Raw genomic sequence first — 12611 nt, 5'->3', positions numbered from 1 at the left:
TTTTTTTTAATGTTTTAATTTTTCTGATAAATCGGTTATCCTACCGAAATATTCAAATCCTTAATTAAGCAATGTAAAGAATGTCGGATTGTGAGATGAGCAAAAAATCCTCACCGTCGATATTCAGTTCTGTTCCGGCATACTTACCATACAAAACCACATCACCGGGTTTAACTTCCATAGGCTCGTCTTTTTTATCGGCCCCGGTCAGCACTACTTCACCTTTCAATGGCTTTTCTTTTGCTGAATCGGGAATGATAATTCCGCTTGAAGTCTTTTCTTCGGCTGCCTGTGGTTTTACCAAAACCTTACCGGCAAGAATTTTACCTTTCAATGTTGACATTTCTATTTCATTTAGACGTTAAACAAATTAATTATTCCGAAGCCTGTTTATTCACAAACTATGCCAAAGGCCCAAAGGGAGTATTCCCCATGGAAAAGCAGACATTTTTGCACAATTCTCAACAAGCAGACATCAATCCTGTCACAGGATAAATTCCGAATAATCGCTCACTCACCCAGAATAATCGGTAAGAATCAACAACTTAACAACACCCCCTTGAGACTCCCTTCAAAAAAGAGCAAAAAAAAGAGTGTCAGCACCTGCTGACACTCTGTCATTTTTTCCTTTGAAATGCTTCTTACAGGCTATCCCCGGCAGTCTCTTGTGTAGCAGCATCCTCGCCACCCACACCAAAGTCCGGCAATTCCTGAGAAGGAACATTCATATTTTGAATTTCTTCATCAATTGCAGCTCCCGATTGCATCTCTCCTCGTGGCAATACCATAACTGAAACAAAAGCGAGAACCAGCAGACCACCGGCTAAAGACCAGGTAGCCTTTTCAAGGAAGTCGGCCGTTTTACGCACTCCCATTACCTGATTAGAGGCCGAAAAATTGGAGGCCAGACCACCACCTTTGGAATTCTGAACAAGTACTATCAAAACCAACAATATACTCACCAGAATTACCAAAACTGAAACAAACTGATACATATCTTTCTTAATTACTGATTATTAATAAGATCTTCCATCTCTTTTATACGACGTGCAAAGTAAACACTTTTTTCGGGATATTTCAAGCGCAAACGTTCGAATATCTCCACTGCTTTCTGATATCTTTTTTGTTTGATATGGATATTGGCCAGTGTTTCGGTCATCAGATCATCACTCTCCACAACACTACGGGCTGAAAAATCCTCATTTGAACTTTCTCCCGACTCCTTTGGAACGATACGTTTTTGACTTCCACCACTATTCAAAAAATTATCAATCAAATCCATCTTGCCCGGTTTCTTAATCCCTGACGTATCCTGCTCTTTCACGGGAGAAGAACTTTCTGCAGACTGATATTTCATCAAATCCAGCCATTCGGAAAATGAATGGGGTGTAGAAAAATCCGGCTCATCCGGCGGCACGACTGTCTCCAAAGAGTAGGCAGAGGAGATTACCTCCTTTTCTAAATCAAGGAAATCTGCTTCCGCAGGGGACTGATTTTCTCCCGCAGCTTCCTCCGGCTGTTCTGTCAGGCTTTCATTATCCTCACTTCTTGAAAGAGAAAAATCAACCAGGTTTCCCGAAGAGGTCGTGAAGGAATCATCCACGTCAAAATAGTTGGCCTCTGCACCTACCACCCGGTCAATCCCGTTTTCTGAGTCATCTGTTTCTTCCGGTTTGTCAGGCAACACCAGCTCCTCATCAGCAGTATTTCCGCCTGAAGCGGTAACATCAGGAGAAACAGCCGCATCCTGCACCTCCTCATCTTCATCTTCCGGTGTCGAAAGAGATGAAAAAGCATCATTGATAAGGAAAAAAAGTTTTGATCGGTCGGGAATAAAAGCAGCCGATAGTTTTAACTCATTATTGTACCGGATATGATCTAACTGATAAAGATTTTTAACCCACAACATACGTCCCGCCTGAAAAAACGGGTACGCATCCAGCGCTTCCCGTAATGTATCAAGGGATTTTTCGTCCAGCTTATCAGGATGAGAGAGATAATCAATTAAACGTATGCGGCTCATAGAGCAATATTTTTACCAGTCGGCGAAAGCTTTATTAAAAATGTTTTCAGTTAGTTCCTCTACGATCTCATCAACCAGTTCTCCCTCAATAGCAGTGATGTTTTGCTCACTGGGGAAGTCACGATAGGCCGAGAAAGAAGACTCCCAGCTTTTCTCCGGGTCTTTAAAATTCTCATATCTCACATTAATTCTGACCGTGAGCCGGGTTTCGGTAGAAACTGCATCTGCCTGAATGGCCAGGGGCTCTGTATCGTAACCTGTAATTTCTCCGGAAAAATCCACATCACCGGTACCATCAGCCAAAGTAAGCCTTGATCCATTGATAATGCGATCCTTTAATCCTTCGGTAAAAGTCTGGCTGAGAACAGGGTTTACATAGGCAGCACGATTCTCGAACAGCTGTACCGAGGCCGTATTCACATTTTCCGGAATGGAAGCCCCGTCAAATGTAACCTGAATGGCACATCCCTGCAGCACAGGTAACAGCAGCAACATAAAAGCCGCCAATGCCATATTTATTCTTCTTTTAATCATTATCCGTCAATATTATGTTCTTTTATTTTTCGATAAAGCGTTCGCTCCGAAATCCCCAGTTCTTTGGCAGCATTCTTACGTCTTCCCCCATGTTTCTCCAGTGCCTTTTGAATGAGTTCCACCTCTTTCTCTTCCAAAGAAAGTGATTCTTCCACAAACTCCTCGGTATCTTCAATGTGATGATCATCATGAACCGGAGCCGTAGAATTATTTTTATTGTAAGGCACCACAGCTCCCTGATTCACCACAGGGGCTGCACGATGCAAATCTTCTCCCGTTTCCTGATAAAGATTCTGAATGATCTCGGCATTTTCTCCTTTCAGGCTCACTTCATTGCCATGTTGCATGATTTCCAGCACCAGTTTTTTTAGGTCATTCATATCGCGCTTCATATCAAAAAGCACTTTGTACAGAATTTCCCTCTCATTGGAGAAATCGGTCCCTTTTGAACTTTCTTTGCTTCCAACAATGGCAGGCAGGTTTCCACCTGAATGATAAGGCAGGTATTTCTCCATATCTGCGGCAGTCAACACCCGCTCCTTCTCAATGATAGAAATCTGCTCGGTAATATTCTTCAACTGCCTGATGTTTCCGGGCCAGCGGTAGCGTTCAAGCATCTCTCTGGCACCTTCATCCAGCTTCACTGCCGGCATACGGTATCGATCGGCAAAATCGGAGGCAAACTTACGAAACAACAGATAGATATCCTCAACCCTGTCGCGCAAAGGAGGAATTATTATAGGCACCGAGTTGAGCCGGTAAAACAAATCCTCACGAAACTCTCCTTCCTGTATGGCTTTTTCCAGGTTAACATTGGTCGCAGCCACCACCCGAACATTCGTCTTGAGAATACGGGAGGACCCGACCCTCATAAACTCCCCTGTTTCAAGCACACGCAACAAGCGCACCTGAGTCGCAAGAGGCAATTCCCCTATTTCATCCAAAAAAATAGTTCCCTCATTGGCTTCCTCAAAATACCCTTTGCGGTCGGAGTAAGCTCCTGTAAAAGCTCCCTTTTCATGGCCAAAAAGCTCCGAATCGATAGTACCTTCCGGAATGGCACCACAGTTTACCGCCACATAGGCACCATGCTTGCGGATACTATGCTGATGAATGATTTGCGGAAAAGACTCCTTTCCGGTACCACTCTCCCCGGTAATAAGCACCGACAAATCTGTTGGCGCCACCTGAACGGCAACATCAATGGCTCTGTTGAGGGCTTCTGAATTACCTATAATTCCAAACCGTTGCTTGATTTGCTGAATATTGACCATATTTAACTGCTATTTTTTCAGTACCAACTGACAAAGTTACAATTCTTCATCTGTTTTTCAATTTGGAAACTCCCGAAAATAGAAATTCTCCAAACAAAATAGTAATTTTACCCTGCTTTCGGACCATCAAATACAATATTTATCCGGAAAATCACTTTAAACTGACACAAGATGAACAAAGATGATATTTTAGGAGTCATTCCCGCCCGTTACGCATCCACAAGATTCCCGGGAAAGCCACTGGCCGACATCGGAGGTTTCTCCATGATTCAACGGGTTTACAATCAGACTTCACAAGTGCTGAGCCAGGTAGTGGTAGCAACCGACGATCAGCGAATCTTCGACGCAGTAAAAGCTTTCGGGGGAAAAGTGGTAATGACCTCTGAAGACCACCAAAGCGGCACAGACCGATGTACCGAGGCACTCAACAAGGTGGAAAAAGAATCCGGCAAAAACTACAAAGTGGTGGTTAACATTCAGGGAGATGAACCTTTTATTCATCCGGAACAAATTGAAAAACTTACCTCCTGCTTTCACAATGCGGATACAGAAATTGCAACTCTGGTAAAACCGCTAAAAAACAGCGAGGAACTTTTTGACCCCAATAAACCAAAAGTTGTTTTAAACAAAAATGCCCAGGCACTCTATTTTAGTCGCTCTCCGATTCCTTATTTTCGAAATGTCCCGAAAAATGAGTGGCATGAGAAGCACGAATACTTTATTCACATTGGCTTGTACGCCTACAGAACCGACGTACTCAGAGACATCACAATGCTCCCGCAAGGCATACTTGAGAAAGCAGAATCACTGGAACAATTAAGATGGCTCGAAAACGGCTACATCATCTCCACTCGTAAAACAGAATTTGAAAGCTGGTCCGTTGACACCCCTGAAGACATTGAAAATCTCAAAAGGAAAGGTATTTTTTAAGTAAATCAATCCTGCCCTTTATCTGCAATTATAGTATATTGCAAGATAAAGCCAGTATTATGAAAAAAATTCCCTTAATCGAAAAAGACGGATGGCTGGCTCCTCATCGTGGAGCCATCGAAGCCACTGTAACCGAATACAACGATATTCTTGATGAGATAACCGATTCCCGCGACGGGCTCGTTCATTTTGCAGGTAACCATCACTTCTTTGGTCTGCACCCCTACAGTGAAGGATGGGTTTTTCGCGAATGGGCTCCCAATGCATCAGCCATCTACCTCATCGGCGACTTTTGTGACTGGAAACCCAACAAAACCTATCGTCTCCAACAGAAAGACCATGGAATATGGGAGATCTTCCTGCCAAAAATCACGTTCAAACACGGTGATTATTTCAAACTTTTCGTGGAATGGGAGTTCGGATCAGGCTTCCGTCTGCCGGCATATGCCCGCAGAGTAGTCCAGGATCCGGAAACACTGCTTTTCAGTGCCCAGGTGTGGCACCCCGAAGAACCCTTTATCTGGACCGACAAGGATTTTCATCCGGAAATCAAACATCCGCTCATCTATGAGGCTCATGTGGGGATGGCTCAGGAAGATGAAAAAGTAGGAACCTACAATGAATTTACAGAAAAGGTGCTTCCACGGATTAAAGAAGCGGGCTACAATGTTATTCAGCTCATGGCCGTCCAGGAACACCCATATTATGGCAGCTTCGGATATCATGTTTCTAATTTCTTTGCACCCAGCAGTCGTTTTGGCACTCCGGAAGAACTTCGAAACCTTGTCAACAAAGCCCATGAAATGGGAATGGCTGTCATCATGGACATAGTACATTCACATGCAGTGAAAAATGAAGAAGAAGGCTTAAGCAGATTTGACGGAACACTGGATCAATATTTCTACCCGGGTGGACGTGGTTTTCATCCCGCCTGGGATTCACGGTGTTTCGATTACGGGAAAAGAGAGGTTGTGGCTTTTTTGCTGTCAAACTGCCGCTATTGGATTGAAGAGTTTCACTTTGACGGGTATCGGTTCGACGGTGTAACAAGTATGCTCTATACCCACCACGGTCTGGAAAAAGCTTTCACCAATTACAACGACTATTTTGACGGAAGTCAGGACCGGAATGCGCTTGTCTATCTGATGCTGGCCAACCATCTGATTCATCAGTTGAAGCCACATGCAATCTCCATAGCAGAGGAAATGAGTGGCTTCCCGGGTGTTGGCGCCCCACCTGAAGATGGGGGTCTGGGATTTGACTTTCGTTTATCCATGGGAGTTCCTGATTTTTGGATAAAACTAATAAAGGATCATCCGGACGAGACCTGGAATATGCAGGCTCTTTTTCATGAACTTTCTCAACACCGCCCTGAGGAACGCACCATTTCGTACGCAGAATCGCACGACCAGGCCCTGGTAGGTGATAAGACAATCATTTTCCGGCTTGCCGACAAGGAAATGTATGATTTCATGAGCAAGGAAACCCCCAACCTCATCATCGATCGTGCCATTTCATTACATAAGATTATCCGATTGATTACACTTACTACAGCTAACGGAGGCTACCTCAACTTCATGGGTAATGAATTCGGGCACCCGGAGTGGATTGACTTCCCCCGGGAAGGCAACAACTGGTCATACAAATACGCCAGACGCCAATGGAGCCTTGCTGACGACAAAAAACTGAAATACGAATGGCTGGGCAGCTTTGACCAAGCCATGGTCAACCTGATTGTAAATGAGCATCTACTGGATCCTTTGCCGGCCTATCTCAACCTGGCCAATGAAACCGATAAAATATTGGTTTTCAACAGAGGAGATTTCCTGATGGTCTTTAACTTTCACCCGGAAACATCATTCCCTGATTACGGAATTCCCGTGGCACCGGGTAAGTATAAGATCCTGTTGAATTCTGACAATCCTGAATTCGGCGGTTTTGACCGAATAGACCCGGACATTCTATACTTTACGGAACCTGTAGGCGGAAATCCGAACAACGGACATCAGTTAAAACTTTATATCCCAAACCGAACAGGACTCATTCTGAAAAAAATACCAACGCCCAGCATTTATTAATTGTGACAATACCCAATAATAAAAAGGGGCTGGTTTTCGTAAAAATTGAAAACCAACCCCTTTTCCTTTCTTACCCCGAAAACATCACGGATCAGAACCAGCGAACCAGCCCGAAATCCTGTTGATGGGGCAAAAACTCATTCCTTGGAAACATCCGGATTCCAAATTTAAACGAACCCGGAAGATTCAGTTTGTAATTCATTTCATAATGAACAACGGATCCTTCTTTTTTAACCACTTTAAAAGGTTCTTTGTGCAGAATCGGGGGAAACTCCTCCTCTACTGATTCCACAATCAGCATTTCAAGTCCCACATCGACACCCTCCAGATGTTTGAGATTGAGCTTAACATCCACTGTATAAACATCTCCGATACCCAGTTCCTGACGTGCAATATCCGGCATATTTACCTCCACAAGTTCAATATCGTTCCAGCCGGCAGCAACATGTCGCTTCCAGCCGGCAATGTCATGCACCAGAGCACATTCGTTGAAGCATAACTTCTCCAGTCGCTCAAACATCGGATTGTAAAACCTGTCAAGGTAATCATCAATCATACGACGGGTAGTAAACTGAGGTGCAATATGCGCAATAGAGTTTTTGATATAGCGAACCCATCCGGTGGGAATATCATTCTTATCCACATCGTAAAAAAGAGGAACAATCTCATTCTCAAGGATACTGTAAATAGTGGCGGCATCCAGGTCGTCCTGAAAATCCTGATTTTCAAAAGAACGCTTTTCCGTAAGGCTCCAACCGGCTTCCTCTTCAAAGCCTTCGTACCACCAGCCATCCAGCACACTAAAGTTCAGCACTCCGTTGAGTTCAGCTTTCTGGCCACTGGTTCCGGAGGCTTCCAGAGGTCTGGTAGGTGTATTCAGCCACACATCCACTCCACTGACCAGCCGTTTGGCCAATTCCATATCGTAATTTTCCAAAAAGATAATCTTCCCGATAAATTCAGGTTGTTTGGATATCTCCACAATCTGTTTGATTAGCGCCTGTCCGCCGCCATCAGCAGGGTGAGCTTTACCGGCAAAAATAAACTGAACAGGCCGCTCGAAATCATTAACTATTTCAGACAATCTCTCCAGATCACGGAAAAGCAAATGAGCCCTTTTGTAGGTAGCAAACCGTCTGGCAAATCCAATCGTTAGCGCATCCTCGTCCAGGATATCGAGTACTTCCACAATATGACCGGGTGAATCGTGTCGTTTAGACATACTTCCCTCCAGACGCAATCTGATGAAGTCCATCAGTTTCTTACGCAAATTGTGGCGGATACCCCATATTTCACTGTCCGGAACATCAAAAATTCTCTTCCAGTAATCCTTATTGGAAACATCGGAAAGAAAATCATCGCCAAAAACTTTCTTATAATATTCCTGCCATTCCGAAACCGTCCAGGTGCCATAATGCACTCCGTTGGTAACGTGCCCCACATGCAACTCATCAGGGAAATAGCCGCTCCAAAGGTTTCGGAACATCTTTCGGGAAACATCGCCATGCAATGCACTTACCCCATTCATCTCCTGAGAGGTTTTGGCAGCCAGCACACTCATGGAAAACTTTTCATCGCCCCCATGATGCTCACGCCCCATATCCATAAAATCATCCCAGGAAATATTCAGTTTTCCGGGGATATGACGCAGATAAATCCTGAACATATCCTCTTCAAACTTATCATGCCCCGCAGGCACGGGGGTATGTGTGGTAAACAAAGAGGAAGCTCTGACAATCTCCATGGCCTCGGCAAAACTGTATTTTTGCTCCACCAGGTTTACCAGTCGTTCCACATTGATGAGTGCGGCATGCCCCTCATTTATATGAAAGATGTCCACATGGGCATTAAGTGCCTGAAGCAGACGAATGCCGCCCATCCCCAGGAGAATCTCCTGCTTAAGTCTGTTTTCCCAGTCCCCTCCATACAACTGATGGGTAATCTGCCGGTCTCCGAGAATATTGGTATCCACATCCGTATCCAATAAATACAAGGGTACACGTCCCACCTGAGCTTTCCAGACTTTCGCATTCAGGCTGCGTCCCGGAAGTTCGATGGAAACAAAAAGAGCATGCCCGTCCTCTCCCCGCACTTCCTCAAGAGGCAACTGAGAGAAATCCTGTGCTTCATAACCGGCCGTCTGTTCGCCGTTAATCGACAATGTCTGCGTAAAATAGCCGAAACGATAGAGCAGACCAACAGCAACCATTTTCACTCCGCGATCACTGGCCTCTTTCAGATAATCCCCGGCAAGAATTCCCAATCCGCCTGAGTAAATTTTCAGCACACTGTTCAACCCATATTCCATGCTAAAATAGGCAAGACGCGGATTCTGGGTAAAATCCTTATCCATATATTCCCGGAAGCGGGCATAAATTACATCCAATTTCTCCACAAATCCCTTGTCCGATGCCAATTCTGTCAGGCGGTCAAAGGAAACTTTGTCCAGTAGCTGAACCGGATTTTTACGGACCTCTTCCCATATTTCCGGATCTATGGCTTCAAACAACTCCATCAACGGATAGTTCCACGACCACCAAAGGTTATGTGTTAACTCATGCAATACTTTAATCCTTTCCGGAAGACGGGACTTTACCACCAGTTTTTTCCAACCCGGAACGGGACTCGTTTCGGGGACAAAGCGAATTCTGACATCCCGCTTAACAGATCTGAATTTATCCCGACGGTTATTGACCTCTTTCAATGCAACATCAAAAGCCTCATAGTAATTCTTTATCAACAGTTCCCACTCCAGCAACTTTGACAAATCACGTGCTTTCTCCCTGTATTTATCAACAGCAGCAGGTTTCTCAGAGGAAAACTGTTGCACAACATCAGCAATGCGATCCACCACTTCGTGGTAATTACTGTCAGTTCTGGGAACAATTTCAACACCATCAGCGATTCCGCCGGAGTGTCCTGATGCCCAAATACCGAAACCGGCAAGTGTTGTTGTGATGGTTGGAACACCAAACGCCACACTTTCCTGCGGAGTATAGCCCCAGGGCTCATAGTAAGACGGGAAAACCGTAAGGTCCATCCCCATCAGTAAATCATAATAGGAAACATTAAAAATTCCATCGTCCCCGTTGAGGTAACTGGGCACAAAAATCAATTTCACACGTTCCTGCTGAGTGTTATTAAGGTGGATGTCCTGAATCTTATTAATAATCGGGTCGTAGCCAATATCATTAAGTCCGTGGGTAAGAAAAGGATTGGGTAATGGGTCATGTCCATCTCCCTTGGACAACCTTGTCATTAAATCTTTTCGTGGACCGTATGTATTGGCAGGGATAAGCACAAAAGCCAGAATTTCACGGTCGTTGGATTGATCCTCATTCAATTTCTTCAGAACATCCAAAAACACATCCGCCCCCTTATTCCGATATTCATAACGACCGCTATTGGCTATAAACATCGCATTCTCCTGAACCTTTATCCCCAGCAATGCTTCAGCCACCTGAGTGAGCCGGGCTCTTGCTTTTTTACGTTTCACCTCATAATCCTCACCCACGGGCACAATGCCGTTATTAAATCCATTGGGTGTCACCACATCCACATCGCGTGACAGAAATCGGGCGCACTCCCGGGCAGTAATCTCAGACACAGTGGTAAAACAATCCACATTGCAGGCTGTGGTTTTCTCCATCGAATGCTTGGCAACAACATTGAGTTCACCCGCTTTTGAGTCGGCATCTATTTCATCCAGTTGCTCATAAATATCTGCGCCATGCCCTGCGAGGGAACGGCCAATCACCGTTGCATGCGTGGTAAAAATGGTTCCAACCTGTAACAAATTATCTCGCAAATAAAGAGCACCGCTACCGGTCATCCACTCATTAAAATGAGCCACCACCTTCTCGCTGTCAGGGATCCGGAATTTATAGAAACTTTCGATCACCATTCCGGCAGCATACCCAAAAAGAACAGGCTCCACATAATCCCATTGTCCGGAAAGGCTGTCAAGTTTAAAGCTCTCCCACATTCCGGCCAATATCTCATTCTTACGGGTCACCAAAGGGCTGAAGTCAACCAAAAAAACAACAGGTTGCCCCGGGATATTCCAACGCCCTGTTTTTACCCTCAGACCTTCACGTTCCAGCACATCCTGCCATCCGGGAAACAATGCCGGATCGGGCAGAAATTCAGGATTTTTGTGTTGTCCCCGCCAGACATCGGGTCCGATAAAGATTACATTATCGCGAAACTGTTCCACTAAAGTACCGGCTTTAGATGAAAGCACCGTGTGAATGCCACCGGTTTTATTACAAACTTCCCAACTTGTTTCAAAAACAAAGTCCGGCTTCAGAAAACTATCCATCATTCAAAATTTAATTTCAAAACTCATTTCTTACTTTTCGTTTTCGCAGCACTCTTCTGAGCTTTTTTCCCCTTTGTGGAAGCTGCAGTTGAAGCAGTTCCTGCGCTCCTGGAAGTTTTTCCGGAAGTGTTTGTTCGCTTTCTACTCCTCAACTTTTGAAGTTCCTCTTCCAGTTTCTTAATTTTCTGGTCGCGCTCTTCAAGGATTCCCGACAGATTGGCAAGCTCCTTTTCCTCAGAGCTGAAGGGAACGGCCGCATTGAGACGAATGGCAAAATCGCTCAGCACATTCATATAATTTATAAAAGCTTCGTAGGGCGTCTCGTAAGGATTAAAATAAGCATGTACATCCCCGTCAGAAAAAAACTTGGTACACATATAGTAAAAATGATCGCTGCACTGCAAATAATTCCAATCCTTCAAAAGCCTGGAATCGGTACATCGATTCATTTTTGGAAGCTGAGCATAAAGTTTGTCAAAAGCTTCCTGCTGCATCTCATTTCCAAGCCAGGCCGTCAGATCCCGTTCCTCGTCTGCCCAGGAAATGGGATTGGGAACATTAACCGGAGCAACCACCTGTAACCGGGCAGCCACTTCCGAAGGAGTCCCGAACTTCAGAGATTTATGCTTAAGAATTTCTGCCGGTAAATATTCCAGAAATTCAAATACTCCTGATTCCTTTTTCTGATGCTCTCCAAAAGTTTCATAATCCATAAAGAGATTCACCACTTCTTCTTTCTTATCGAGATCCTTAAGCCATCCTGCAAATTTATTACTGGTAAGCGGCCATTCGTGCCACCCTTTGTCGCCAAATCTAAAGGCAATATCATCACTCAGCTTATAATTTTTGAGCAATACTTTCAATCGTGGATTGATGGCATTGCAATAAAGGAAATTTGGGCTTTTCCATCCCAAAACATGCTTAGCCCCTTCGGTAAGCATGGCTTTAAAGCCCATTCGTGCCACCATATCCCCGATGTGATCGGAGTAAATAAGCTCGGTATTTCTGAAGACCAAAGGCTTTTGACCAAAAAGTTCCTCAACCATATCGCTGTGCATGGTTACCTGCTTTCTAAAAGCATCCTCATCTTTTAGGGCAACAAGCGAATGCGCATAAGTTTCAGCGAGAAACTCCACTTGTCCCGTTGCTGCCAGAGCCCGGAAACTGTCAAGCACCTCCGGCGCATAAAGCTTAAATTGCTCCATGGCCACTCCGGTAATGCTGAAAGCAACTTTAAACTTTCCTTTGTGCTGCGTGAGGAGTTTAAGGAGTAGTTTATTGGCCGGCAGGTAACAATTGGCGGCAATTTTATTTAGAATCGACTCATTGGTGTAGTCATCGAAATAATAATGGTCATTGCCAATGTCGAAAAACCGATACCTCCGGAATCTGAATGGCTGATGAACCTGAAAGTATAAACAAATTGTCTTCATATTTCTATATTTTTCTTT

General features: G+C 44.6%; 9 protein-coding genes. 2 read left to right on the top strand and 7 right to left on the bottom strand.

Annotation, left to right across the window (positions count from 1 at the left end; translation table 11 throughout):
- Positions 1-64 precede the first annotated feature (64 nt).
- The 5 genes from BY457_RS09985 to BY457_RS09965 form a co-directional block, all read right to left on the bottom strand.
- The gene (locus BY457_RS09985; RefSeq protein WP_106153192.1) at positions 65-343 is read right to left on the bottom strand and encodes a co-chaperone GroES; all 279 of its coding nucleotides are present in this window, start codon (positions 341-343) and stop codon (positions 65-67) included.
- 298 nt (positions 344-641) lie between these two features.
- On the bottom strand, positions 642-995 hold the full coding sequence (secG, locus tag BY457_RS09980; RefSeq protein WP_106153191.1) for a preprotein translocase subunit SecG: 354 nt from the start codon (positions 993-995) through the stop codon (positions 642-644).
- Between the two features lie 11 nt (positions 996-1006).
- Positions 1007-2023 (bottom strand): tetratricopeptide repeat protein, encoded by a 1017-nt coding sequence (locus BY457_RS09975; protein WP_106153190.1) that lies wholly within the window; start codon positions 2021-2023, stop codon positions 1007-1009.
- Between the two features lie 12 nt (positions 2024-2035).
- On the bottom strand, positions 2036-2557 hold the full coding sequence (locus BY457_RS09970; RefSeq protein ID WP_106153189.1) for an LptE family protein: 522 nt from the start codon (positions 2555-2557) through the stop codon (positions 2036-2038).
- Entirely contained in the window at positions 2557-3831 is a 1275-nt protein-coding gene (locus BY457_RS09965; protein WP_106153188.1) for a sigma-54 interaction domain-containing protein, read from the bottom strand. Before BY457_RS09965 ends, BY457_RS09970 begins: the two co-directional genes overlap by 1 nt.
- Before the next feature lie 171 nt (positions 3832-4002).
- Between BY457_RS09965 and kdsB the strand changes: the two genes are divergently transcribed.
- Together kdsB and BY457_RS09955 are read left to right on the top strand one after the other, a co-directional pair.
- Positions 4003-4761, top strand: a complete 759-nt coding sequence (gene kdsB / locus BY457_RS09960; protein ID WP_106153187.1) for a 3-deoxy-manno-octulosonate cytidylyltransferase — start codon at positions 4003-4005, stop codon at positions 4759-4761.
- 59 nt (positions 4762-4820) lie between these two features.
- Positions 4821-6839, top strand: a complete 2019-nt coding sequence (locus BY457_RS09955) for an alpha amylase C-terminal domain-containing protein (RefSeq protein ID WP_106153186.1) — start codon at positions 4821-4823, stop codon at positions 6837-6839.
- Between the two features lie 91 nt (positions 6840-6930).
- On the opposite strand, the gene glgP is transcribed toward BY457_RS09955, so the two are convergent.
- Together glgP and BY457_RS09945 are read right to left on the bottom strand one after the other, a co-directional pair.
- Positions 6931-11163, bottom strand: a complete 4233-nt coding sequence (gene glgP / locus BY457_RS09950; protein WP_106153185.1) for an alpha-glucan family phosphorylase — start codon at positions 11161-11163, stop codon at positions 6931-6933.
- A gap of 20 nt (positions 11164-11183) precedes the next feature.
- Positions 11184-12593 carry a polysaccharide deacetylase family protein gene (locus BY457_RS09945; protein WP_106153184.1) on the bottom strand — a complete coding sequence of 470 codons (1410 nt, stop codon included), beginning with the start codon at positions 12591-12593 and terminating at the stop codon, positions 11184-11186.
- Positions 12594-12611 lie beyond the last annotated feature (18 nt).

Origin of the sequence: Marinilabilia salmonicolor (genome assembly GCF_003003035.1) — a bacterium.
Lineage (GTDB): Bacteria > Bacteroidota > Bacteroidia > Bacteroidales > Marinilabiliaceae > Marinilabilia > Marinilabilia salmonicolor_A.
The sequence above is the reverse complement of the archived record's forward strand: the minus strand, read 5'-3'. Positions and strand labels throughout refer to the sequence as shown.